At 66.2% G+C, this 25,895-nt stretch carries 17 protein-coding genes and 1 pseudogene; 9 read left to right on the top strand and 9 right to left on the bottom strand.

Translation table 11 applies throughout. The features are described 5' to 3' along the window. The first annotated feature begins 31 nt into the window (after positions 1–31). From WC815_23010 to WC815_22995, 4 genes are all read left to right on the top strand, one after another. A complete protein-coding gene (locus WC815_23010) occupies positions 32–1,399 on the top strand; it encodes a TolC family protein (GenBank protein ID MFA5911658.1) in 1,368 nt (455 codons plus the stop codon). Positions 1,400–1,407: 8 nt separating this feature from the next. Continuing rightward, on the top strand, positions 1,408–2,904 hold the full coding sequence (locus WC815_23005; protein ID MFA5911657.1) for an efflux RND transporter periplasmic adaptor subunit: 1,497 nt from the start codon (positions 1,408–1,410) through the stop codon (positions 2,902–2,904). Positions 2,905–2,938: 34 nt separating this feature from the next. After that, a complete protein-coding gene (locus tag WC815_23000) occupies positions 2,939–6,070 on the top strand; it encodes a CusA/CzcA family heavy metal efflux RND transporter (GenBank protein MFA5911656.1) in 3,132 nt (1,043 codons plus the stop codon). A 548-nt stretch (positions 6,071–6,618) separates the two neighbouring features. After that, a complete protein-coding gene (locus tag WC815_22995; GenBank protein MFA5911655.1) occupies positions 6,619–8,799 on the top strand; it encodes a TonB-dependent receptor in 2,181 nt (726 codons plus the stop codon). On the opposite strand, the gene WC815_22990 is transcribed toward WC815_22995, so the two are convergent. The 5 genes from WC815_22990 to WC815_22970 form a co-directional block, all read right to left on the bottom strand. Continuing rightward, positions 8,796–9,395 (bottom strand): ATP-binding protein, encoded by a 600-nt coding sequence (locus tag WC815_22990; protein MFA5911654.1) that lies wholly within the window; start codon positions 9,393–9,395, stop codon positions 8,796–8,798. The two genes, WC815_22995 and WC815_22990, sit on opposite strands and share 4 nt — an antisense overlap. A 150-nt stretch (positions 9,396–9,545) precedes the next feature. Then, the gene (locus WC815_22985) at positions 9,546–10,250 is read right to left on the bottom strand and encodes a hypothetical protein (protein MFA5911653.1); all 705 of its coding nucleotides are present in this window, start codon (positions 10,248–10,250) and stop codon (positions 9,546–9,548) included. Positions 10,251–10,268: 18 nt separating this feature from the next. Next, the gene (locus WC815_22980) at positions 10,269–13,403 is read right to left on the bottom strand and encodes a CusA/CzcA family heavy metal efflux RND transporter (protein ID MFA5911652.1); all 3,135 of its coding nucleotides are present in this window, start codon (positions 13,401–13,403) and stop codon (positions 10,269–10,271) included. A 15-nt stretch (positions 13,404–13,418) separates the two neighbouring features. After that, positions 13,419–14,783 (bottom strand): efflux RND transporter periplasmic adaptor subunit, encoded by a 1,365-nt coding sequence (locus WC815_22975; GenBank protein MFA5911651.1) that lies wholly within the window; start codon positions 14,781–14,783, stop codon positions 13,419–13,421. An 11-nt stretch (positions 14,784–14,794) separates the two neighbouring features. Further along, a complete protein-coding gene (locus tag WC815_22970) occupies positions 14,795–16,060 on the bottom strand; it encodes a TolC family protein (protein ID MFA5911650.1) in 1,266 nt (421 codons plus the stop codon). A gap of 853 nt (positions 16,061–16,913) precedes the next feature. Between WC815_22970 and WC815_22965 the strand changes: the two genes are divergently transcribed. The 4 genes and pseudogenes from WC815_22965 (at position 16,914) to WC815_22950 (ending at position 21,816) form a co-directional block, all read left to right on the top strand. Beyond that, positions 16,914–18,122: an acetate/propionate family kinase gene (locus tag WC815_22965; GenBank protein MFA5911649.1), complete on the top strand. Its 1,209-nt coding sequence runs from the start codon at positions 16,914–16,916 to the stop codon at positions 18,120–18,122. Next, positions 18,119–18,658: pseudogene (locus WC815_22960) on the top strand (hypothetical protein). The gene WC815_22965 and the pseudogene WC815_22960 overlap by 4 nt, the downstream one beginning before the upstream one ends. Then, positions 18,585–20,504 carry a phosphoketolase family protein gene (locus WC815_22955; GenBank protein MFA5911648.1) on the top strand — a complete coding sequence of 640 codons (1,920 nt, stop codon included), beginning with the start codon at positions 18,585–18,587 and terminating at the stop codon, positions 20,502–20,504. Before WC815_22960 ends, WC815_22955 begins: the two are co-directional and overlap by 74 nt. 19 nt (positions 20,505–20,523) lie before the next feature. After that, positions 20,524–21,816 carry a glucoamylase family protein gene (locus WC815_22950; GenBank protein ID MFA5911647.1) on the top strand — a complete coding sequence of 431 codons (1,293 nt, stop codon included), beginning with the start codon at positions 20,524–20,526 and terminating at the stop codon, positions 21,814–21,816. A gap of 84 nt (positions 21,817–21,900) precedes the next feature. Here WC815_22950 and WC815_22945 read toward each other — a convergent pair whose 3' ends face one another. Genes WC815_22945 through WC815_22935 form a run of 3 tightly spaced genes read right to left on the bottom strand, consistent with a single transcriptional unit; the run spans position 21,901 to position 24,756 of the window. Beyond that, on the bottom strand, positions 21,901–22,257 hold the full coding sequence (locus WC815_22945) for a CBS domain-containing protein (GenBank protein ID MFA5911646.1): 357 nt from the start codon (positions 22,255–22,257) through the stop codon (positions 21,901–21,903). 55 nt (positions 22,258–22,312) lie between these two features. Beyond that, positions 22,313–24,637: a copper-translocating P-type ATPase gene (locus tag WC815_22940; GenBank protein ID MFA5911645.1), complete on the bottom strand. Its 2,325-nt coding sequence runs from the start codon at positions 24,635–24,637 to the stop codon at positions 22,313–22,315. After that, positions 24,634–24,756 carry a hypothetical protein gene (locus WC815_22935; protein MFA5911644.1) on the bottom strand — a complete coding sequence of 41 codons (123 nt, stop codon included), beginning with the start codon at positions 24,754–24,756 and terminating at the stop codon, positions 24,634–24,636. The genes WC815_22940 and WC815_22935 overlap by 4 nt, the downstream gene beginning before the upstream one ends. Before the next feature lie 108 nt (positions 24,757–24,864). Between WC815_22935 and WC815_22930 the strand changes: the two genes are divergently transcribed. Beyond that, positions 24,865–25,182: a hypothetical protein gene (locus tag WC815_22930; GenBank protein ID MFA5911643.1), complete on the top strand. Its 318-nt coding sequence runs from the start codon at positions 24,865–24,867 to the stop codon at positions 25,180–25,182. 126 nt (positions 25,183–25,308) lie between these two features. Here WC815_22930 and WC815_22925 read toward each other — a convergent pair whose 3' ends face one another. Next, positions 25,309–25,746 carry a hypothetical protein gene (locus WC815_22925; GenBank protein ID MFA5911642.1) on the bottom strand — a complete coding sequence of 146 codons (438 nt, stop codon included), beginning with the start codon at positions 25,744–25,746 and terminating at the stop codon, positions 25,309–25,311. Between the last annotated feature and the right edge of the window lie 149 nt (positions 25,747–25,895).

Raw genomic sequence — 25,895 nt, 5'->3', positions numbered from 1 at the left:
CTGTCTCTCGCCGTCTCGTCGTAAGCGATATTTGCGCATTGGCAGCGTCGTGGCCCTGGCGGTGACCGCGGCCGCCCTGCCGGCGGGCGCTCAAACCGTTGAGCCACGACCGCTCGGCGCCGGGGTGAGTGTGACCCGGCCGCCCGTCGATGCCGCGGCAGCGCCGGTTGGCGTGTCCGAGAATCCCGCCGGCCGCATCACCTTGCGCGACGCGCTGGCCCTGGCGCTCCGGCAGAGCCCGGAGCTCGCGAGCTTCGCGTGGGAAGTGCGCGCGCGGGAGTCACTGGTCATCCAGGCCGGACGGCCGCCGAATCCAGTGGCCGACGTCCTGCTCGAAGACCTCGGTGCGTCCGGACGCGCGCAGGATGGGACCCGCGTGGTCCAGCCGCAGGCCACCGTGCAACTGAGCCAACTGATCGAACTCGGCGGCAAGCGGGCGGCCCGCCGGACGCTGGCGGGCCTTGACCGCGACCTTGCCGAATGGGACTTCGAGACAGCACGCATCGACGTGCTGACCCGCGTCACGGCGGCGTTCCTCGACGTGCTGGTCAGCCAGCAGGCCGTCGCCCTGGCCGAGCGCACGCGCGTGCTGGTCGAGCAGGTGGATCAGACGGTCCGGACGCGGGTTGAGGCCGGCGTGGTGTCGCCCATCGAGCAGACCAAGGCCGGGGTCGCGCTGGCGATGACGCGCATTGACGAGCAGCGGGCGCGGCGGGCGCTCGCCGCCGACCGGACGGCGCTGGCGGCATTGTGGGGACACGGAGCGGCGGTGTTCGAATCGGCGGAAGGCGACGTGCAGCCACCGGCGGCACTGCCGGCGTTTGACACGCTCGTGCAGCACGTGGCGCGGAACCCCGAAGTGGCGCGATGGACCACGGAGATCGCGCGCCGCGACGCGGCCAGGGCGCTCGAAGCCGCGCGGGCGGTGCCCGACGTCACGGTGAGCGCGGGCTATCGCCGCTTCACGGACGCAGACAGCAACGCCCTCGTGATCGGCGCCTCCATTCCGCTGCCGTTCGCCGACCGGAACCGGGCCGGCATCCAGGCCGCCGCGCAGCGGGTCGCGCAGGCTCGCGAGGCGGAGCGTGCGGCGCAGGCGCGGATCACGACGTTGCTGGCGGCCGCGTATCGCGACCTGGCCGGCGCCCACGACGAAGCGACGGCGCTCGCCGGCAGCGTGCTGCCCGGCGCGCGGTCCGCGTTTGCGGCCATTGAAGAAGGGTATCGGCTTGGCCGGTTCGGGTATCTCGAGGTGCTCGATGCCCAGCGAACGCTGGTCTCCGCCGAGGTCCAGCACTTGCGCGCTTTGGCGAGCGTGCAGAAAGCGGTGGCGCAAGTCGAGCGCCTCACCGGCGTTCCCCTCGCTGACGCTGCATCGACGCCGGTCAAGGGCCAGTAGGAACAGTCATGAAAAGCAGAAGTCTCATCCTCATCGCCGCGATCATCCTTGCCGCCGTCGGCGCCACGCTGTGGCTGCTGCGTGACGCGCCTGACCAGCCGGAGGCCGGCGAATCGGCGCCAGGGCCGCTCGACTATCCGCGCGGTCCGCACGGGGCGCGCCTGCTCTCGGGCGACGACTTCCAGGTCGAAGTGACGATCTACGAAACGGGCGTCGAGCCGCATTTCCGCATCTATCCACTCGATCGTGACGGCCGGCCGATGGCGCCGCGCGAGGTGACGTTGCGGGTCGAGCTGCACCGCCTCGGCGGGCGCGTCGATCGCATCACCTTCGTGCCAGAAGCCGATTACCTGCGCGGCGAGGCGGTGGTGGAAGAGCCGCACTCCTTCGACGTGACGGTCCACGCGGTGCGCAATGGGCGCACGCAGGAATGGACCTACTCGCAGATCGAAGGCAAGGTGCAGCTGGCGGACGACACCTTGAAGAGCGCGGGCATCGAGATCCAGGCGGTGGGTCCGCGCCGGATGATCACCACCTTCGAAGTGCCCGGCGAGATCAAGGCGGATGAGACCCGGGTCGCGCGGGTGGTGCCGCGGCTGCAGGGTGTGGTCGTCGAGGTCATGAGCAAGGAAGGCGACCGGGTCCAGCGCGGCGACTTGATGGCGGTGATCAGCAGCCGCGAACTGGCCGATGCGAAAAGCGCGTTCCTGGCGGCCGCGCAGCGCCTCCAGTTCGCGCGCGTCGCCGTGGACCGGGAGGAGAACCTGTGGAAGAAAAAGATCTCCGCCGAACAGGAATACCTCGAAGCGCGAAGGCAGTTCGATGAGGCGCGCCTCGGGCAGGACCTGGCGAGCCAGAAGCTGGTCGCGCTGGGCTTGACCCAGGTGGCGGTGAATGCGCTGAGCACCGCCGCGCCCGACAGCCTGCCGCGCTACGAGATTCGCGCGCCCATTGCCGGCACGGTGGTCGAGCGCGACCTCACCGTCGGCGAAGCCGTGCCGGCCGATCGCAACATCTTCGTGATCGCCGATCTCAGCTCGGTCTGGATTGAGGCCAGCATTCCCGCCAAGGATCTGGTTCGCGTGCGGCAGGGGCAGCCGGCCACGGTCGTGGCCAACGACCTCGGCCTGGAGGTGCCGGGCCGGGTCACCTTCATCGGCGCGTTGATTGGCGAGCAGAACCGCCGCGCCACGGCTCGCATCGTCGTGCCGAATACCGGCGGCGCGTGGCGGCCCGGCCTGTTCGTGACCGTGAGGCTCGAGCAGTCGTCCGCGACGGTCCCCTTGGCGGTCCCGGTCGAGGCCATCCAGACCTTTCGCGACTGGCAGGTGGTGTTCGTGCGCTACGGCGACTGGTTCGAGGCGCGTCCGCTGGCGCTCGGCCGCTCCGATGGCGTGTGGATCGAGGTGCTGAGCGGACTGAAGGCAGGGGAGCGGTTCGCCGCCACCAACAGCTTTGCCGTGAAGGCCGAGATCGGCAAGCTCGGCGCCACCCACGATCACTAGTGCCGCCATGAGCCAGACACCCACAAGGACCGGCATGATCGAACGCATTCTCCAGTTCGCCATCGCGCAGCGATGGGTCGTCTTGATGACGACCCTCGGCGCCGCGGTGTTCGGCGTCTACAACTACCAGCGGCTGCCGATCGACGCGGTGCCCGACATCACGAACGTCCAGGTGCAAATCAACACCGAAGCGCCGGGATACTCGCCCCTCGAGGTCGAGCAGCGCATCACCTACCTGGTCGAGACCGCCATGGCCGGCCTGCCGCGCCTGCTCGAGACCCGCTCGATCTCCCGGTACGGGTTGTCGCAGGTCACCGTGATCTTCGAGGACGGCACCGACATCTACTTCTCGCGCCAGCTCGTCAACGAGCGCATTCTCGAAGCCCGCGACCAGTTGCCGGCCGGCATCACGCCGTCGATGGGCCCCATTGCCACGGGCCTGGGTGAGATCTTCCTGTGGACGGTGGAGGCCGGTGAAGAGGCGCGCACCGCGGCGGGCGAGCCGTACACCGGCATGGACCTGCGCACGGTGCAGGACTGGATCGTGCGTCCCCAACTGCGCACGGTGCCCGGCGTCGCCGACGTCAACAGCATCGGCGGTTACACCAAGCAGTTTCACGTCACCCCCGATCCCGCGAAACTGGTGGCCTACGGGCTCACGTTCCGCGACGTGATGACGGCGCTGGCCGCCAACAACGCCAATGTCGGCGCCGGCTACATCGAGCGGCGCGGCGAGCAGTACCTGGTGCGGGCGCCGGGGCAAGTTGCGACGCTGGCCGATATCGAGAAGATCGTGGTCGGGCACGCACGGGGCACCCCGACCTACGTGAGCGACGTGGCGCAGGTGGCCCTTGGGCAGGAGCTGCGCACGGGCGCGGCCACTGAAGACGGCCGCGAGGTCGTGGTCGGCACCGCCTTCATGCTGATGGGGGAGAACAGCCGTGTCGTGTCGCGGCGAGTCGCCGACCGCATGGCCGAGGTCAACCGCACCCTGCCCGCCGGCGTCGTGGCCAAGACCGTCTACGACCGCTCGAAGCTGGTGGACGCGACCATCGAGACGGTGCAGCACAACCTGATGATCGGCGCGCTGCTGGTCATCCTCGTCCTGTTCGTCTTCCTCGGGAACATCCGCGCCGCGATCATCACCGCCTGCGTCATCCCGCTGTCGATGCTGTTCGCCATCACCGGCATGGTCGAGCGCGGCGTCAGCGGCAACCTGCTGAGCCTGGGGGCCCTCGACTTCGGCATCATCGTCGATGGGGCGGTCATCATCGTCGAGAACTGCGTCCGCCGCCTGGGCGAGCGGCAGCATGAACTTGGGCGGCTGCTGACCCGGGCCGAGCGATTCGAGGTGGTGTTCGACGCCTCGCGCCAGGTGCGCCGCGCCACCATCTTCGGCGAGCTGATCATCATGATCGTCTACCTGCCGATCCTGACCCTGACCGGGATCGAAGGGAAGATGTTCTACCCGATGGCGTTCACCGTGCTGGCGGCGCTCACCGGCGCCATGATCCTGACGTTGACGTTCGTGCCGGCGGCGCTCGCGATCTTCATGACCGGCCGGATGTCGGAGAAAGAAAACGTGCTGGTGCTCGGTGCCATGCGCGTATATCAACCGGCGTTGAGAATGGTGCTCAACAACCGGCTGGCCACGGTCGTGGCCGCGGCCGCCTTGATGCTGGTTACCGGGGTCATGGCGACGCGCCTGGGAACGGAATTCCTGCCCAGCCTCGATGAAGGCGACCTGCTGGTGCACGCCCTCCGCATCCCGGGCACGAGCCTGACGACAGCGGTGGAGATGCAGCACGCGGTGGAACGCAAGCTGAAGACCTACCCGGAGGTGGACTACGTGTTCTCGAAGATCGGCACCGCCGAGATCGCAAACGATCCGATGCCGCCGAGCGTGGCCGACACCTACGTGATGCTGAAGCCGCCCGCCCTGTGGCCCGACCCGGCCCGGCCAAAGGCGTCCCTGGTGGAGCAGCTGGAAGCGGACTTGCTCCACCTGCCGGGCAACAACTACGAGTTCACCCAGCCGATCCAGATGCGCTTCAACGAGCTGATCGCCGGCGTGCGCAGCGACGTGGCCGTGAAGATTTTCGGCGACGACATGGCGACGTTGGAGGCCGTGAGCGCCGACGTGGAGCAGGTGCTGGCCGCCGTCGAGGGCGCCGCCGACGTCAAGGTCGAGCAGACGACCGGGCTGCCAATGCTGACGGTGCAGATCGATCGGCCGGCCATGGCCAGGCTGGGCCTGAACGTCGCCGACGTGCAGGAAGTGATCGAGGTCGCGATTGGCGGCAGGACCAGCGGGCAGGTTTACGAGGGCGACCGTCGCTTCGACATCGTCGTGCGCCTGCCCGAGGTTCTCCGCACGAACATCGAGGGACTCGAGCGGCTGCCGGTGCCGCTGCCGCCGGCGTCCGGCGCGCGTGACTATGTGCCCCTGGGTTCGATCGCCACGTTCGAAATCGCGACCGGCCCCAACCAGGTCAGCCGCGAGAACGGGAAGCGCCGCGTGGTGGTGACCGCCAACGTGCGCGGGCGCGACATCGGCTCGTTCGTCGACGACGCCGAACAGCGCATCAAAGACGAGGTCACCATCCCGGCCGGCTATTGGACGGCGTGGGGCGGCCAGTTCGAGCAGTTGTTGTCGGCGCGCCAGCGGCTGCAGGTGGTCGTGCCGTTGGCGCTCCTGCTGATCCTCGCGCTGCTGTTCGCGACGTTCGGCAACGTGCGTGACGCCCTGCTGGTGTTCAGCGGCGTGCCGCTGGCCATGACCGGCGGTGTGCTGGTGCTGTGGTTGCGGGACATTCCGTTTTCGATCTCCGCGGCAGTCGGCTTCATCGCGCTGTCGGGCGTCGCCGTGCTGAACGGGCTGGTGATGCTGACGTTCATCAACCGCCTCAGGGCGGACGGCGCGTCGGTGGACGAGGCGGTGTTCCACGGCGCGCTGGCGCGACTGCGACCGGTGCTGATGACGGCGATGGTCGCCTCGCTCGGCTTCCTGCCGATGGCGCTGGCGACGGGAACCGGCGCCGAGGTGCAGCGCCCGCTCGCGACCGTGGTCGTCGGCGGCATTCTCTCGTCCACCGTCCTGACGCTGCTGGTGCTGCCGGTTCTCTACGCGGTCTTCGCGCGCGAGCGCCGGGAGGTTGAGCTGTGATGCGCGCGTGCGTATTGCTTGACCCAGCCTTTCTTTGGCGGTCAGAATAGAAAAACCGTGGCTTTGCCTCGACCTCGGCGGCGTCCGCTCGCAGCGTGTGTGCTCTTCGCGTTCCTGAGCACTGTGGCGCTGCCTGGCCTCGACGCACACACGATCGGCGCCGACGACGATCCGGCGTGCCGGTTGGTGTCGGGGTCGAGTGAGCATGACGCGCTCAGAATCGTCGCGCCCGGGTCTCGACCGACACGGCCCGAACACTGCGTTGTCTGTCACCTGCAGCGGGCTTTCAGCGGAGCGTTCGTTTCCTACCCGGTTGCGCTCGCATCACCGTTCTCCTCAGCGCCTTGCCTAGAACCCGGTGAGAGTCATCCCGTTGAGCTGGTCTGCGCCGCACCTTCCTCCCGCGGCCCACCCGCTTTCCTCGCCGTCTAAGGTTCGCCGGTCGCCTCCCTTGCCCTGGTCTTGACGCGCATGTCATGCGCGCGTCGCCTGATCGTGGCCGGCGATCGCCATCCGTTTCCAGAGATGTGTGTTGAGGAGTGTGGTTCGTGGACGTTATCCGCTTGGCTCGTCTCGTTGGTATGTCGGTGGCGGTTCTCGCCACCATGACTCAAACCCAGGCATGGGCGCAGACGTCGACAACGCTCGTCGGAACGGTGACGCAGGGCGGCAATAATCAGCCGCTGGCCGCCGCACTTGTCGTGATCGACGAGTTGCGTCGCGAGGTGCGCACCAATGACGAGGGCGTCTATAAGTTCGAGGGTGTGCCACCGGGTTCGTACCACGTCGGTGTCCGCGCGGAGGGCTACAGCACCCGGCGCACTGAGGTGACAGTCGCGGCGCAGCCAGTGACGCTCAATCTGGCCGTCGACTTCGACCTGCACTTTGCTGAAGTGCTGTCGGTGAGTCCGAACGCCCGTCCGCAGTTCGAATCGTATCAGCCCACCTCCGTGCTGGCGGGCCAGGAGCTGGCCAAGCAGCTTGAATCGACGATCGGAGCCACGTTGTCGGAAGCGCCTGGCGTGGCCACGCGCGCTTTCGGACCCGGGCCGGCGCGTCCGGTGATCCGCGGTCTCGACGGTGACCGCATCGCGGTCCTCGAAGACGGCCAGCGCATGGGCGACCTGTCCAGTCAGTCGGGCGATCACTCGGTGCCGAGCAATCCTGCGGCGGCGAAGAAGATCGAGGTCGTGCGCGGACCGGCCACCTTGCTCTACGGCGCCAACGCGATCGGCGGCCTGGTCAACGTCATCACCGATCAGATTCCCACAGAGAAACAGCAGGGGGCATCCGGTACGATCACCATGGATTACACCAGCAACGGTTCCCAGGCTGGCGGGGCGGGTGACATCCACGTCGGGAACGGCAAATTCGCTGCGCATTTCGGCGGTGCGGGTCGGCGTGCGGGCAACTACATGACTCCACAGGGCAAGGTGGACAACTCGGGCTCGCGGATGGGCCTGGGGACGCTCGGCGCCGCGTGGACGGGCGAGCGCTCATACGTCGGCGCCAGCTACGGTTACGACGACACGAAGTACGGCATTCCGATTGTGGAAGAAGGGCAGATCAGTCTGACGCCGAAGCGCCACTCCTTCAGCCTACGAGCTGGCGGGGCGCAACTGGGAGGGTGGCTGCAATCGTATCGGGCCACGCTCGGTGTTCGCCGCTACGAGCACTCGGAGCTGACGGGCACCGAAGTCGGCACCACGTTCAACAACGACACGGTGGAAGGCGAAGTGCTGCTCTCGCATCGTCCAGCCGGCAAGTTGACCGGAAGCTTCGGCGTGTGGTTCCTGGACCGCAACTTCGCCGCGACCGGCGAAGAGGCACTGTCCCCCCCGGTCGGACAGCGGTCGTTTGCTGGTTTCCTGTACGAAGAGTTCGGGTCTCCCCACGCAACCGTGCAGTTTGGCGGCCGTCTCGATCACGCGGCATATCGACCCGAGAACGGCCTGACGCCCCGCGCCTTCAACGAGTTTTCGGGATCGGTCGGCCTGCTGTTGAAGCCGCGGGCGGCGAACGAGAATGTCGTGGTCGCAATCAACGTAGCGAGAGCGGCACGGTATCCCGCGCTCGAAGAGCTCTACTATCTGGGCCCGCACCCGGGAAACCTGGCGTTTGAAGTCGGCAACGACGAGCTCGGTGCCGAGCACGCACTCGGGTTCGACGTATCGGTGCGGGGACGTTCACGGCGCTTTGGAGGAGAACTCACGTTCTTCCGAAACGACATCAAGAACTACATCTTTCGGCAGCCGACCGGCGAAGAGGCAGAGGGCTTCCCTGTGGTTGAGAACATCGCGGCCGACAGCGTGTTGCTTGGCGCCGAGGCCCACGCCGATGTGAAAGTGACCGACGAACTCACCGTGGAAGTCACCTACGACTGGGTCAAGGGCGAGTTGTCGGCGTCTGGGCAGCCGTTGCCGCGCATCCCGCCCTTCCGCGTCCTGACGGGCCTCACCTACCGAAAGAACGCGTTCCAGTTCGGCGGCAGCGTGTCCATCGTCTCGGACCAGACCCGCGTCTACGGGGCCGAACTGCCGACCGACGGCTACTCGACCGGCCGGGTGTTTGGGTCCTATTCCTTCAGCAAGGCTGGCGTACTCAACACGATCACAGCGCGGCTGGATAACGCCACCGACGCGCTGTACCGCAATCATTTGAATTATCTGAAGGACGTGCTGCCCGAGAGCGGCCGCACTTTCAAGCTGGTGTATTCGATCGGTTTCTAGCGCGCGACCGGTCGGCCGCTACGCGGCGCCGGCACGACATGTCCTCGACAGCAGGCGGGCACCTCGTCGCGCAGGATTGCAACGGCGCGAGCCGCCTTGTCGAGGAAGTCTGCGGACGACTCGACGATGAACCGGCGGGGGTGCCGCTCCCACGCGAGGGCAATCCGTGTGTCGATTTCGGCGGCCGCGGTCGCTGACTCAGTCCGCAGGGGGTTCTGGTGGTTGTAGCCGTGCTCCAGCGGCGGCGTTCGCAGGTGGATGACGGCGTCGTATCGGCGGAGTTCATCGTCCACGGTCGCGCCAACGGACGACCAGAACTCCTCGGGCTCTCCCGGCCAGTAGGCGAGGCCGTCGATGGTGCCACGATCGCACAGGACAATCGCCGGGTGGTGGTTGTCTCCCGTGACCTCCAGCTCGCGCTGGACATGGAAAATCGCCCGTTGCGCGGCGCGCTGACAGGCGGGGTCGTCTTCCCGGGGAAAGCCGCCACCAAAGACCACGCCAGCAGCCTCCGGCAACACCTTGACATGGGAGCAGAACGATTGCCGGACCAGCTCCAGCAGGGCCGTCTTTCCCGCGCCAGGCCCGCCAGTCAAGACGACCCGTCGCCGCTCATGAACTTCCCTGCATCCGCATTTCGCCATTGGTGTTCCTCCAGGGTAAAACGTGCCAAGCGTCTGGTTCAAGCCCCCACCCAATGATGACCGCGATGACGATGGACCGGATCTGAATCTTCACAGAGTCCTTTACTTGAGCGCTTCCCTGGAAACGATTCCGGAACGCCCGTTGACGGCGCGCCAGAGTTCGTCGTAGAAGCCGGGTGGCAGGTCCTTCTTGAGCGTGAAGAGAAACGGGCGCACGTGCTCGCGCGGACCCTCGTAGACCGCGATCTGCAGCCGATAGCGGTCCTGGAGGAGCACGGCGTCCAGGTCCGTGAAGCGCCAGAAGCGCGCGAAACCGTCGCGGGGCGTCTCGAAGGCCATCCCGTCAGAATAGAGCGCGAGCCGGCCTCCGGTGTCTGTCCCCTCGTGGTGCACGTCGGCGGTGAACTGCGCCGGCGCCGTCCGGGGCGGGACCACTGACGTGACCACTGAACGGGTGATGCGCGACAGGACTTCCGCCACCCATTCGGGCGCCACCGGCGTCGTGGTGCGGTATTGGTAGGCCCGGCTGTGGCCGAGACGACGCCACCCGCGCGACTGATACGTTTCCACGACGATGCGGCGAGACGTTTCGATGCGCAGCTGGCGAACCTCGTCAAAGGTCCAGCGCCGGCTACGCTTGGCATCGCGTGCGTCGAAGGCGAGGCCGTCGCCGTCGAGCCGCAGGGAGCCCGGATGCCCGCCGAAGGCGGTGTCCTCACGCGCCTCGATCGGCGCCGGTTGCGCGGTGGCGGGCGATACCGGCCCGGTCCAGGCGGCCAGGCACGAGAGAAGCAGGGCGATGCGCATCCACATAAAGTCTCCTGATTAACCGGCCGGGTTGACGCGAGCGGGTTTCACTTCCGTATGCCATTTCCACAGCGTGTAGACCACCGGGTAGATCAACAGCTCGAGGGCGAACGAGGTGACGACGCCGCCCACCATCGGCGCGGCGATGCGTTTCATGACGTCGGCGCCGGCGCCGTGGCTCCACATGATCGGGAGCAGTCCCATCAGGATGGCCATCACGGTCATCATCTTCGGGCGGATGCGCTTGACGGCGCCGTCTTCCACGGCCTCCTGCAAATCAGCAAGGCTGTTCATCCGTCCCGCCGCCTTGAATTTCGCGAACGACTGGTCCAGATAGAGCAGCATCACGACACCCGTCTCCGCGTCGACGCCGGCGAGCGCGATGATGCCTACCCACACCGCCACGCTCATGTTGTAGCCGAGGAGGTAGATCAGCCAGAACGCGCCGATCAGTGAGAACGGCACGGCGAGCAGCACGATCAGGATTTTCGCCGCGCTGCGGGTGCTGAAGTAGAGCAGCACGATCACGATGAGCAGCGTGACGGGAATGACGATGCGGAGCCGCGCGGCGGCGCGCATCATGTACTCGTATTGGCCGCTCCACTCCAGGGTGTAGCCCTCCGGGAGCTTCACCATCTGGGCCACGACGCGCTTGGCATCTTCCACGTAGCCGCCGATGTCGCGCCCGGCGACGTCGACGTAGACGTAGCCCAGTAACTGCGCCTGCTCCGTGCGGATCACGGTCGGGCCGCTGCTGACCGAAATATCGGCCACCTGCTCGATGGGGATCTGGGCGCCTCCGGGTGTCGCAATCAGGGTTCGCTTGAGCGTGTTGAGGTCGCTGCGGTAGGCGCGCTGGTAGCGCACGCTGACCGGGAAGCGCTCGCGCCCTTCGATGGTGGTCGTGATGTTCGCGCCGCCGATCGCCGACTCGATCACCATCTCGACGTCCTGGATGGTGAGGCCGTAGCGGGCAATCTGGTCCCGCTTGATCGTGAAGTCGAGGTAGTACCCGCCGGTGACACGTTCGGCGAACACATTGCGCGTGCCGGCCACGCTGGCGATGGCCCCTTCGATCTGGGTGCCGATCTCGTTGATGGTTTCCAGCTTCGGACCGAAGATCTTGATCCCCACCGGCGTGCGGATGCCGGTTGAGAGCATGTCCACCCGCCCCTTGATGGGCATGGTCCAGGCATTGACCACGCCGGGCAGCCGGACCGTCTTGTCCAGTTCCGCTTCGAGCAGATCCACCGTCATGCCCGGACGCCATTCCGATTCGGGCTTGAGGTTGATCACCGTCTCGATCATCTCGAGCGGCGCCGGGTCGGTGGCCGTCAGCGCCCGGCCCGCCTTGCCGAAGACCGACGCCACCTCCGGCACCGACTTGATCAGCTTGTCCTGCAGCGTCAGGATCTGCTGCGCGGTTTGCACCGAGGCGCCCGGGAGCGTAATCGGCATGTAGAGAAGCGTGCCCTCGTACAACGGCGGCATGAACTCGGAACCGAGCTTCAGGTAGACGGGGACTGTGCTGGCCATCAGGAGGAGGGCGGCGATCAGGGTGAGCGCCCGGTGCCGGAGGACGAACCGGACAAACGGGTGGTACGCCCAGATCAGGAACCGGTTGACCGGGTTCCGTTCCTCTTTGGGGATCCGGCCGCGAATGAACAGGACCATCAGGAACGGCACCACCAGCACGGACGTGAGCGCGGCGAAGCCCATCGCGAACGTCTTGGTGAAGGCGAGCGGGTGGAAGAGCCGGCCCTCCTGCCCTTCGAGCGTGAAGATGGGCAGGAAGGAGACCGTGATGATCAGCAGTGAGAAGAACAGCGGTCGGCCCACTTCCTGCGCCGCCCTGATCAGGATCTCGGTGCGCGAGCCCGTGCCCTCGTCGTGCTCGAGGTGCTTGTGGGCGTTCTCGATCATGATGATCGCGGCGTCGATCATGGCGCCAATGGCGATCGCGATGCCGCCCAGGCTCATGATGTTGGAGCCGACGCCGACCGCCTTCATGGCGACAAACGACAGCAGAATCGCGAGTGGCAGCGTCAGGATGGCGACCAGTGCGCTGCGGAAGTGCCAGAGGAAGACGACACAGACCAGGGAGACGATGATGCCCTCTTCGATCAGCTTCTCCCTCAGGTTGCTGATCGAGCGCTCGATCAGGTCGGAGCGGTCGTAGGTGGTGACCAACTCGACGCCTTCGGGCAGGGCCGGCTGGATGCGGCCGGCCACCGCCGCCTTGATGTTCTTGATCACGCTGTTGGTGTCGACGCCGGATCGGATCACGACGATACCGCCGGCGACGTCGCCTTCGCCGTTCAGGTCGGCCACGCCCCGCCGCATGTCGGAGCCAATCTGCACACGACCGACGTCCTTGACCAGGACGGGAGTGCCGTTGGGGCGGGCACCGAGGCTCACCATCTCGATGTCCGCGACACCGGTGAGGTAGCCGCGGCCCCGGACCATGTACTCCCGGCCGGTCCACTCGACGACCCGCCCGCCAACGTCGTTGTTGCTCTGGCGAATGGCGGCGATCACCATGTCGATCGACATGCCGTAGGCCACCAGTGCGTTCGGATCGATCTCGACCTGGTACTGCTTGACGTAGCCGCCGACCGGCGCCACCTCGGCGACCCCTGGAACGCTGCGCAGCCAGTACTGCACGTACCAGTCGTTGAGCGTGCGCAGGCGCGCGAGGTCGGTCTTGCCGGTGCGATCGACGAGCGCGTACTCGAATCCCCAGCCCACTCCCGAGGCGTCGGGCCCGAGGATGGGCGTGACCCCGGCCGGCAGGCGGCCCTGCAGGCCGTTGAGATACTCGAGCACGCGGCTGCGGGCCCAGTACGGATCGGTGCCGTCTTCGAAGATCACGTAGACGAACGCGACGTCGAAGTACGAGAACCCGCGCACCACCTTGACCTGTGGCGCGGAGAGCAGCGCCGTCACGATCGGATAGGTCACCTGGTCCTCGACCAGGGTCGGGCTGCGGCCTTCCCAGTTGGCGCTGATGATCACCTGGACGTCCGACAGGTCGGGGATGGCATCGATCGGCGTCGACCGAATCGCCCACACGCCGCCGCCGGTGATCGCGACGATCAGCAGCAAGACGACGAAGCCGTTGCGGGCGCTGAAGGCGATGAGCTTGTCGATCATGACGGTTCCCTTCGCCTACTGATGCTGGTGCGGTGGCGGCGGCGTCGCGTTGCCGGGCGCGGCCCCTGGTTTCGGGCTCATGTCCATGCCCGGCATGTCGGCGCCGGCTCCACCCACGCCCTTGGCCGGGAGGTCCCTCGTGGCGCCGCCCATGTCCATGCCCGGCATGCTCAGCGACATCGCCTGCATCGCCGCCTGCAAGTTTGTCTCGGAGTCGATCAGGAACTGCGCGGAGGTCACGATGCGGTCACCCTCGGCCAGGCCCGTGAGGACCGGATAGAACGCGTCGACGGGGGCGCCGACCTCGACCGGTCGCGGCTCGAAGTAGCCGTCGGCGAGCGCCACGATCACGTACTGGGCGGTGCCGGTGTCGATCACGGCTTCGCGCGGCACGGCCAGCGCGTGGCCGCCGGCGACCTGGATGGTTACCGTGACGTAGGTCTCCGGCTTCAGTTCGAGCCCGGGATTGGCGAACTCGATGCGCACGCGCGCGCGGCGGGTCTGCGGATCGATGTCCGGATAGATGAACGTGATCTTTCCGGTGAGCTTGCGGGTTGACTGCCCGTACGGGAACTCGATCAGGGCCTCCTGCCCGAGCCTCACCGAGCGCGTTTCGTATTCGAAGATCTGCGCCACCACCCAGATCCGCGAGAGGTCGGCGATTTTCGCGGTGGCCGTGTCAGGGGTGATGTACTGCCCGGCGTAGGTGTTGCGTTCGAGCACGACCCCGTTGAACGGCGAATACAGGGTCAGGGTTCGTTGCACTTCGCCGGTGCGCTCGAGCGCCTCGACCTGCGCGTCGCTGACGTCCCAGAGGCGCAGGCGGTCCCGGGTGGCTTCGAGCAGCGATTCGGCGCCGCTGCGGGTTTCCGCGAACGCGCTCTTGCTCAGTTGCCCGCGCGCGCGCAGCGCCAGCAGGTACTCGTGCTGGGTCGAGACGAGTTCCGGGCTGTAGATCGTGAGCAGGGGCTGTCCGCGCCGGACGGTCTTGCCGACGTAATCGACGAAGGTGCGCTCCACCCATCCGGCGATCTTCGGGTGCACCTCGGTGATGCGGGTTTCGTCGTAGGCCATCGCGCCCACCGTTCGAATGGTCGAGTCCATCGATTGGTGGCCGACGATCGCGGTCCGCACGCCGATCGTCTGCTGACGGGCCGGCGAGATCAGCACCCGTTGGGGCCCAGGCGCCGAGGCCTCTGCAGCCGGCGTCGAGTGGCCCGCCTGCGCGTGCTCGGTGGTCGCCGCGGGGGCTGCCCCCGCCGGTGCCGCGCCGCGGCGCACCAGCGTGTAGGTGATCCCGGCGCCCAGCGCCAGCGAGCCGACGGCGACGGCGGCCAGGAGCAGGCGCGAGGTGTGGGGAGCGGACGACGGGGTAGTCATGGTGGTCCTCACTAATGAATCAGGGACAGGCCCGTCAGGGGCTCGATGCGCGCCAGTGCCTTGAGGTGCAGCGCGTGCTGTTGTTGGGAGGCGAGGTCGTAGGTCAGCACGCTCGTCACGTTCGCGAGCAGCGTGAGAAAGTCCACCGCCCCGGTCTGGTACGACGCCATCGCCGCCTCCAGCGCGAGGCGCGCTTGCGGCAGGATGGAGTCGGCATAAAGCGTCATCAACTCGATGGCGGCGCTGGCGTCCGCGGCGGCGATGGCCAGTTCGGCATCGGCCTGGACCCGTGTGGCCTCGCGCAGGTCGCGCGCGGCGCCCAGCATGGCCGTGGCTTCCGCGACCATTGGGCGCTGTTTGCGTTGCCAGAACACCGGGACCGTGGCCATCAGGTCGACGCCGTACATCCATGGCATGCCGCCCACCTTGCGCTGGGTCGTCACGCTGACGGCGAAGTCGGGCCGGATCTCCCTGCGGGCGAGCGTCAGCGCCGCTTGCCCCGAGGCGATCTGCTGGTCGTCACGGCGCGCCCGCGGATTGTGGTCGCTCGCGAGCCGCTGGAGCTCGGCGAGCGTGGGAGGCGGGTCGTAGGTGATCGGCACCGTGCTGAGCGTGGTGTCGGGTGCGCGGCCGAGCACGGCGTTGACGGCCGCCACCGCGGTGCGCCGGTCGCGGAGGAGCATGGTGCGTCGCTCGATCAGCATCGAGATCTCGAGCTGCGCGCGCAGCACATCCTGCTGCGGTCCCCGCCCGACCCGGAAGCGCGTTTCCGCGTGCGAGTGCGCCTGCTCGAGCACGCCGCGCGTGCCATCGAGGATCGCGAGGCTGCGCTCCGCCAGCTCGAGATCGGCGTAGGCGGCCTTGAGGGCCGCCACCAGCCCGACGCGAGTCAGCTCGACGCTCCACCGGGCCCGCTCGGCGACCGTCGAGGCGATCACAGTCTTGGCGGCGAGCTTGCCGGGATACGGGATCTCCTGCGTCACGCCGAACTGCCAGAATCCATCGGGCGTGGTCGCCGAGGGGAAGAACGGCGGCCGCAGAAATCCGCTCATGTATCCCGTGGAGATGGTCGGGTCCGGTGGCGCACCGGCGGGCCGGATCCGGGCGACCGACGCGTCGACCTCTCGCCGGGCCGCCGCCAGTTCCGGACTCAACGCATCGACCTGCGCAACGAGCTCGGCCAGCGGCGTCGCCGGAGCCCAGTCGCGATCGGACGGCTGCGCCACCGCTACGAGCGGTAGCAGGACGAATACCGCACACTCTAAGAACTTGCTCATGTAACGCCTCAACCATGGTCGTGACGACGAACGTCACGGAGACTGCTGTTCCGGGCCTCACGCGTGCGGGTCACACGCAGGTCAGGCCCGATGCCGTGGGGTACGGCGGGACAGACTCAGATTCTGAGGATGGTTGAGAGAGGTGGCGGGCCGAACGCCCGTGGACGCCCAAGCTCGCGGCCAGGGCGGCCGTTGCCGGACCGACGGGAGAACTGGTGGCCGTGCCCCGGAACGGCCTGGGCCACACCCGGGGATGACACCGTTGTGGGTGCATCCTTCACGAGGGCCGCTGGGACGCCGGCCTCGACACCCGCGCAGCAATCGCCAGCAGTAAGGATCGGCGATTGCTCCGAGCTTTCGTGGCGGCACTCGTTCGTGGCGGCCTCCGGGCCACACCAAGCCCTGCACAAGACGCTGGCATCAGGGCCGGCGGCCAAGGTCAGGACGGTGAGGAGAACGGAGACTCGAAACATGCAAGAATGCCGTCAACTCAGGATAGCAAGAACGAGGCCAACGGACCCGTGGATCCTGCTAACCGCGGGCGTCGTGAGGAATCCCACGTCCGTCGCTGATCGCACGCGAAGTTTTCCTGAAGTACTGCTGAAAAATCCGCGGCCTTCATGAGGAGCGACAGTGGGCGCCAGCCCAGATTGGACACGCTGTTTCCTTAAACAGGGAAATGTCGGGATGCCGGGCGCACGCAGCTCTCGGTCGATCGTAGTTCAAGCCGGTGTTCACCGGGCGCCGCGAGCATCGATATTGGGGTTAATGAAGATGTCTTAATCCGCGGCTTGACTGTGTGCCATTCGGGACAGCCACGCAATCCGGACTGCGGAAGAATGCGTTGAACTTCATGGTTTCCCCCTCGTCGGTGCTCGCGATCAATCGCGGCTCATCGAGCATCAAGTTCGCGGTGTATCAGACCGACCCTCATCTGAAGACGTCCCTGACGGGGAAGCTCGACCGAGTAGGATTGGGCGGCACGACGCTGGCGTGGCAGGCGACGGAACGCGGGCGAAGCGAGGGCCGGACGGAGGCGCCGGACGGCGAATCTGGAGCGCGGTTTCTGACCGACTGGCTCGAAGCCCGGCCGGAATGGTCGACCGTGACAGCGATGGGGCATCGCGTCGTTCATGGACTGGCGCACTCCGAGCCGGCTCGAGTCACCACTGAGTTGCTTGACGAACTGCATCGCGCCGGACCGTATGCGCCGGATCACCTGCCCCGCGAGATCGCGCTGATCGAGGCGTTTCGCGAGCGCCATCCGGACCTGCCGCAGGTGGCCTGCTTTGACACCGCGTTTCACGCCGCGATGCCGCGCGTCGCCACGGTGTTGCCGATTCCGCGGCGCTACCAGGCGAAGGGCGTTCGGCGGTACGGCTTTCACGGCCTGTCCTATGCCTATCTCATGGAAGAACTCGGCCGGGCCGCGGGACCTCAAGCCGCAAACGGACGCGTGATCCTCGCCCACCTGGGCAATGGGGCCAGCATGGCCGCCGTCCAGGCAGGCATGAGCATCGACACCAGCATGGGTTTTACTCCCGCGGCCGGATTGGTCATGAGCACGAGGACGGGCGACCTGGACCCAGGACTGATGTCGTTCTTTGCGCTCACCGAGCGAATGACGCCGCAGCAGTTCAATGAGATGGTCCATCACGAATCGGGGCTGCTCGGCGTCTCGGAGATCAGCTCCGACATGCGCGACCTGCTCGCGCGTGAAGCCGGGGACGTCCGGGCCGCGGAAGCGGTGGCGCTGTTCTGCTACCAGGCCAGGAAGTGGGTGGGCGCTTTCGCCGCCGCCCTCGGCGGGCTGGACACTTTGGTGTTCTCGGCTGGCATTGGGGAACAGAGCGCCTCGATTCGTGCCCGCATCTGCGAGGGCCTGGGCTTCCTTGGCATCGAACTGCATGACGCGCGCAACGCGGATCACGCGGCGGTGATCTCCACGGATGCGAGCCGCGTCACTGTTCGCATCATTCCCACGAACGAAGAGCTGATGATTGCCCGCTCGGTGTCCCGCGTGCTCGGCCTGGACGGACACATAACGGAACCTGACGCATGAACCCACAATCGCCACGCCTCGCGACGGCAGTACTCCGCAAGATCGACGCCTACTGGCGGGCCGCGAATTACCTTTCCGTCGGGCAGATCTATCTCTATGACAATCCGCTGCTGAAGCAGCCGCTCACGCTGGCGCACATCAAGCCGCGCCTGCTGGGTCATTGGGGCACGACGCCGGGGCTGAACTTCGTGTACGTGCACCTGAATCGCGTGATCAAGGAACACGACCTGAGCGTTATCTACATCGCTGGCCCGGGCCATGGCGGGCCCGGCATGGTGGCCAACGCGTATCTGGAGCAGACCTATAGCGAGGTATATCCCCACATTTCGCAAGACGAAGAGGGCCTGCGGCGACTTTTCAGGCAGTTCTCGTTCCCCGGCGGAATACCCAGCCACGTCGCGCCGGAAACGCCCGGCTCGATTCACGAGGGTGGGGAGTTGGGCTACTCGCTTTCGCACGCCTATGGCGCGGCGTTCGACAATCCGGACCTGCTCGTCGCGTGCGTCGTCGGCGACGGCGAAGCAGAGACCGCTGCGCTCGCCACTGAGTTGGCACTCGAACAAGTTTCTCAATCCCGTCCACGACGGCGCCGTGCTGCCGATCCTGCACTTGAACGGCTACAAGATTGCGGGCCCGACCGTTCTGGCGCGCATTCCTCGCGAGGAATTGGAGGCACTCGTCCGCGGCTACGGATACTCACCCTATGTCGTCGAAGGCGACGACCCGATGGACATGCACCAGCGGATGGCCTCGACACTCGACACCGTGGTCGCCGACATTCATCGCATCCAGCGCGATGCCCGCGCCAACGGGTTCACGGTGCGGCCGCGCTGGCCCATGGTCATCCTCCGATCGCCAAAGGGCTGGACCGGCCCGGAGGTGGTTGATGGGAAGCAGACCGAAGGCAGCTTCCGCTCGCATCAGGTCCCGATGGGCGACATGAGTCGACCGGGCCACGTGGAGATTCTGGAAACATGGCTGAAGAGCTACCGGCCGCAAGAACTGTTCGACGAGGCGGGTCGGCTCATCCCCGAGCTGGCGGCATTGGCTCCGGCAGGGGAGCGTCGCATGAGTGCCAATCCCCGCGCCAACGGTGGCCTGGTGCTGCGCGACCTCCAGCTGCCGGCCCTCCGTGACTACGCCGTCACGGTAACTCGCCCGGGCGCAGTCGACGCCGAGGCGACGCGCGTCCAGGGCGAGTTCATCCGCGACGTCATTAAGCACAACCCCGACAATTTCCGCGTCTTCAGCCCGGACGAGACGAACTCGAACCGGTGGAACGCGGTGTTCGAGGTGACGAATCGTTGCTCAATCGCGGAGATCCTTCCGGCCGACGATCACATCGCACCCGATGGCCGCGTGATGGAGGTGTTGAGCGAGCACCAGTGCGAAGGCTGGCTGGAAGGCTACCTGCTGACGGGCCGCCACGGGTTCTTCTCCTGCTACGAAGCGTTCATTCACATCATCGATTCCATGTTCAACCAGCACGCCAAGTGGTTGAAGGTGTCGAATGAGATCCCGTGGCGCCGGCCGATTGCATCCCTCAACTATCTGCTCACGTCCCACGTCTGGCGGCAGGACCATAACGGCTTCAGCCATCAGGACCCGGGCTTCATCGACGTGGTCGCGAACAAGACCGCCAGCGTCATCCGGGTCTACCTGCCGCCCGACGCGAACACCCTGCTCTCGGTCACCGACCACTGCCTGCGCAGCCGCAACTACGTCAATGTCGTCGTCGCCGGCAAGCAACCGTCGCCGCAGTGGCTGGATATGGACGCGGCCATCGCGCACTGCACGGCCGGCCTCGGTATCTGGCCGTGGGCCAGCAACGATCGGGGCGGCGAGCCGGATGTCGTCATGGCCTGCTGCGGCGATGTGCCGACGCTCGAAACGCTTGCGGCGGTCCAGTTGCTGGGGAGCCATTTCCCCGACTTGAGAGTGCGGGTGATCAACGTCGTCAATCTCATGAAGCTCCAGCCGCAGACCGAGCACCCCCATGGGTTGAGCGACGAAGAGTTCGATGCGCTCTTCACCACCGACAAGCCGATCGTCTTTGCCTATCACGGGTATCCCTCGCTCATTCATCAACTGACCTATCGCCGCACGAATCATCACAACCTGCACGTGCGGGGCTTCAAGGAAGAAGGCACGACGACCACCCCCTTCGACATGGTCGTGCTGAACGACCTTGACCGCTTTCACCTGGTCGGCGACGTCATCGCCCGCGTGCCTGCGCTCGGTCCCCGCGCCGCCCATGTCCAGCAAACCATGCGCGCCAAGCTGCTTGAGCACGGGCTATACATCGCCGAGCACGGTGAGGACATGCCGGAGATTCGCAACTGGAGATGGAGCCAGGGCACAGAACAGGGAACAGTGGCGTGATCGCCAAACCATGTCTCATGTGATTCGACCTGACTTCGGTGAAACGAGGCTGGACGCGCTGCAGCGTCATTCTTTCGGGTACTTCCTGAACGAGACCAATTCTGCCAACGGTCTGGTGGCCGACAGAACACAGCCTGGCGCCCCGGCGAGTATCGCTGCCGTCGGCTTCGCGCTCGCGGCGTATCCGGTCGGCGTCGAACGGGAATGGATGACACGCGCCGACGCGATCGAACGAACGCTGGCGCTGCTGCGGTTCTTCTGGACCAGCCCGCAGGGAACTGCGCCCGGCATGACCGGTTACAACGGGTTCTACTACCACTTCCTCGACATGACTACAGGAGCGCGCGCCGGCTTGTGCGAATTGTCGACGGTCGATACCAGTTTCCTGTTGGCCGGCATGCTGGCCGCCGCGGCGTATTTCGATCAAGACAGCGAAGCCGAGCTGGAGATTCGCACGTTGGCCGACGCGCTCTATCGCCGCGCCGATTGGCACTGGGCGTGCAATGGCGGCGCGACGGTCACTCATGGGTGGAAGCCTGAGAGCGGCTTTCTGCCCTACCGCTGGGAAGGCTACGACGAGGCCATGCTCTTGTACACGCTCGGTCTAGGCTCACCGACGTATCCGCTGCCAACGGAGAGCTACACGGCGTGGACTTCCAGCTACCAGTGGAAGAACATTCTCGGCTACGAATTGCTCTACGGCGGTGCGCTCTTCATCCATCAGTACTCGCACGTCTGGGTGGACTTTCGAGGAATCCAGGATGCCTTCGCGCGAGAGAAGGGCATCGACTACTGCGAAAACAGCCGGCGCGCGACCTACGTCCAGCAGGCCTACGCAATTCGGAACCCCCTTGAATTCGCGGGCTACGGTCAGCACTTCTGGGGACTGACCGCGAGCGACGGCCCGGGCTGGACGACGCAGCGGGTTCACGGGATCGAGCGCTCGTTCTTTGATTACGTCGCCCGTGGCGTGCCGTATGGCCCGGACGACGGAACCGTCGCGCCGTGGGCCGTGGTCGCCTCGCTTCCGTTCGCCCCGGAGGTCGTGCTGCCCACCGTTGAGCATTTTCAGGACGTCTATCCGCAGGTCACGGGCGAGTATTGCCTGCGGTGCAGTTTCAATCTGACCTTTCCGCACGAAGACGACGCGGGTCCCGGCTGGACCTCGCCGTATCATTTGGGGATCAACGTCGGTCCAGTTGTGCTGATGTGCGAAAACTACCGGTCGGGTTTCCTCTGGCGGCTGATGCGCGCGTGCCCCTATGTCGTGACGGGCCTGCGCCGGGCGGGGTTTAGAAACGGCTGGTTATGACGGTGCCCAGCCGGCGAGCGCGGCCAGAAACGCGCGCTCGCCGTTAGCGTCGATGTCAGGAGGCTCAGATAGTCGAAGTCAGGACTATTCCAAGTTGTGAGCGCTGATCGTGCCGCAGCAGCCGCCAGTCCCGTCCACCACGGGCAAGCTCGTCGCGCGATGCTCGTGCAGTTGTCGGCGTGCTTCTTCAACAGGCTCATCCGCGCCACAACACGCAGACGGGGGGAGCATGATCTGACTGACGCGCACCTCCGACGCGCGCCGGTCGTCTGCCGCGACGTCGCAACAGAGGTGGCGCTCGGTCACGACGCCGACCAGCTTGCGGCTGTTGGTATCCTCGACCACCGGTGCGCAGCCGCAGCCGGAGCTGCGCATCGCTCGCGCGGCGTGTGCTGCCGTGTCTTGCGGCGTGCAGCACGAGGATGCCTCGATTGGTGTCATCACATCGCTACAACAACTCATTTGCTTGTCCTCTTGCCAGGGTCGCCGCAGACCGTCACGCGGCGGCCGTCTGGCCGGGCTGACGGATGCCTGCGAGTTTGGTCCGCTTCAACATCAACGCATTAATCGCCACGATGAGCGTACTGCCGGACATCGACAGGGCGGCGATCTCCGGACTCAGTACGAATGGGTACAAAACGCCCGCTGCCAGCGGAAATGCGATGACGTTGTAGCCCACCGCCCACCACAGATTCTGGTGCATCTTTCGCAACGTCGCCCGCGAGAGCTCGATCGCGGCAACGATGTCATACGGGTCGCTCTTCATCAGCACGACATCGGCGCTGTCCATGGCGACGTCGGTGCCAGCGCCAATGGCAAATCCCACGTCGGCCTGGGTGAGCGCTGGCGCGTCGTTGACGCCGTCGCCCACCATCCCGACCTTCTTCCCCGTGGCCTGAAGCTCCTTCACCTTGTTGGCCTTCTGGGCCGGCAGCACGTCGGCCAGCACGCTGTCGATGCCGAGGTCGGCGGCGATGCGTTTGGCGGTGGCCGCGTTATCGCCGGTCAGCATCACCACGTCGATCTTGCGTTCGCGCAACTTGGCCACGGCGGCCTTGGAGGTCGGTCTGATCGCATCGGCGATGGCGATCAGCCCAATCACGCGAGCGGCCTGCGACACATGGACGACGGTGCGGCCGTCCGCCTGGAGGCGGGTGGCTTCGGCCTCCAGCGGGCCGAGCGCGAGCTTCTGGGTATCCATGAGCAGCCGGTTGCCGAGGAAAACCGTTCCACCAGCGGTCTCGGCCCGCGCACCCATACCGTCGAGGCTCTCGAATCCCGTCGGTGCCGCGACGGTCAGGTGCGCTGCCCGGCGCAGGATGGACTGGGCGAGCGGATGGTCGGACCCCTGCTCGACGGCCGCGGCGGCGGTCAACAACACGTCCTCGGTGATCCCTTCCGCCGTCACGATCTCCACGACCTCCGGTTGGCCGATGGTGAGCGTACCGGTCTTGTCGAAGACGATGACGTTGAGCCTGGTGGCGTCTTCGAGCGCCGAGGCGTTCTTGAAGAGAATGCCGTTCATTGCGCCGAGGCCCGTCCCCACCATTACCGCCATGGGTGTGGCCAGTCCCAACGCATCCGGGCAGGCGATCACGAAGACCGTGATGGTCAGCGTCACCGCGAACAGCAAGGGCTGTCCGATCCACCAGAACCACACCGCGAAGGTCACCTGACCGGCGACGATGGCGGCAATCACCAGCCACTGCGCGGCTTTGTCCGCCAGCAGTTGCGCCGGCGCCTTCGAGTTCTGTGCCTCTTGCACCAGTTTGACGATCTGCGCCAGTGCGGAGTCGGCCCCGACCCTCGTGGCCTTGTAGTGAAAGCTGCCGCTCTTGTTGATGGTCGCCCCGATCACCGTGGCGCCAGGCCCCTTCTGGACCGGCATCGACTCGCCGGTCAGCATGGACTCGTCGACCAGTGAGTCGCCGGTCTCGACGATGCCGTCCACCGGAATCTTGTTGCCCGGCCGGATCACGACAATCTCGCCCGCCAGCACCTCCGCCGTGGGCACTTCGGTCTCGACGCCGTCGCGAACGACCGAGGCCAGTGCTGGTGTGAGATCCATCAGCGCCGTGATGGCAGACGAAGCGCCGGCACGGGCCCGCATTTCCAGCCAGTGACCGAGCAGGATGAACACCAGCAGGACGGCGACCGCTTCATAGAACTGTCCGCCTTCCTTGAAGAGGAAGGTGGCGCCGACACTGAAGAGATACCCGGTCCCGACGCTCAATACGACCAGCGCCGCCATGCCCAGCACGCCCTTCCTGAGCGCGCGCCAGGCGGAGACGAAGAACGGCCAACTCGGATAGACGATGGCGAGAGTGGTAAAGCCGAATAACCAGACGTTGAGGTCCAGGCCAAATGGTGGCGCGGGCGGGGTGAACATCCCCATCGGTGAATAGATGAAGAGCGGCACGGTAAAGAACAGGCAGATCCAGAAGCGGTTGCGCATGTCGCGGACCATGGCCGGCAGGTCCGTGCCGCGATGGCCCATCTCATGCGCCATGTCTGCCGGCATGGCGGGCGGCGCGCCCGCCTTGGCGTGGCCCTCGTGGCCCTGGCCAGCGGGAGCCGCGGGAGCAGGCACTTCGGCGGGAGCGGCCGGCGATGGTGTCGGCGTTGCGGGTGCGGCGGGGGCAGGCGGCGTGGCCGGTGCCAGGTGGCCTTCGTGACCGTCGCCCGCCGGAGCCGCGGCGGGCGCGGCTGACTGATATCCGCTTTGGCGCACCGCCGACCTGATGTCGGCGATCTCCAGTCGGGTTTCGTCGTAGCGCACGGTGGCGCTTTCTTCCAGGGTGCGGTCGCGACGGTGGGTCATGGCTTCTTCCCGAACAGGCCCCAGACAATCAGCACACCGAGACCGAGCGCCACCAGAGTGGGAATCCACATCCAGCCGAATCCGCCCATCCACGCGTTCCCCATCATGTTTCCACCCATTACTTCCCCCTGTCTTCGTTCCGCATTGGCGCCGGTGTGTCTCACCGGCGCTTCATTGTCATCTGGCCGTTGGTGAACGCCCCGGTGCACGAATTCGAGCCGCTGTAGGTGCCGGTCATCGTCATCCTGATGCTGTCGACGCGTGCCGTGCCCGTGGCTCGCGCCGTGCACCCGGTCGACATCATGCTGTTGTTCGGCAAATCCATCGTGAAGGTCATGTCGTCACCGGACATCGTGCCCGAGAACACACCAGGGCTCCGGCCCGCCATGCCGGCGAAGCTCATGGAGCCGGTGATCGTTGATCCGCTCTGCGTGAGCGGCCACGTCATCGTCCCCATGCCGGTCTGGCCCATCAAGCTGCCCGCGCCCATCGAACTGCTCGAGTCCGAGCCGCTGCCGGCCCAGGTGCCGGTCATGCCCGTCTGAGCCGTCGGCCCCGTTGGCCCCATGGACGAGGTGTTGCCGCAGGCTGCCGCGAAGCCTGCCAGTAGAACCACTGCGAGTACTGGTTTCATTGTCGTGCCTCGTATTACTGCAACCGTGCCCCGACGATCAGTGCTTCATGTCGCCCATCGGCTTCATCATCGGGCACATCGCCATCGAGTCTTTCCCCTCCTGCATGTGCTCCATCATGTGGGGCATCATGCCCTGCTGCATCTTCATCATGCCCTCGCGCATGGTCCGGCTCTGCGCCACCATCTCGGTCACGACCGCGGCGGTCACCGTCGTCTTCTCCGCGCCCGACGCGCTGTTCATCCTGGTGACGAGGTCAGTGAGCCGCTGGTCGGCGGCCTTCATGTCGGCCATCATCTTCTCGCGCTCGACCATCATGGCGTGGTCCTTGGCCGCCATACCCGATACCGGCTTCGCCTGGTCGGTGGCGGCGTGCTGGTGCTCCTGAGGCGTCTGCGCAGCGCGTCCGGGGACCGCCGAGATCACGACTGCTGCACAACCCGCCGCGATCACCGTCACGATGCTCTTCATTCTCATGCTTGACTCCTTCACAATTTACGGTCGAGCCAGTGGGGCTCACTCACAGTGGAGAGACAGCGGGCGCCGGCCCAGATTGGATATGCCGTTACCCGAAACAGGGAAAATGCCGGGATGGCAGGGCAGCACACACGCTCTCAATCGACCTT

Source organism: Vicinamibacterales bacterium (assembly GCA_041659285.1).
Taxonomy (GTDB): Bacteria; Acidobacteriota; Vicinamibacteria; order Vicinamibacterales; family UBA2999; genus 12-FULL-67-14b.
The sequence above is the reverse complement of the archived record's forward strand: the minus strand, read 5'-3'. Positions and strand labels throughout refer to the sequence as shown.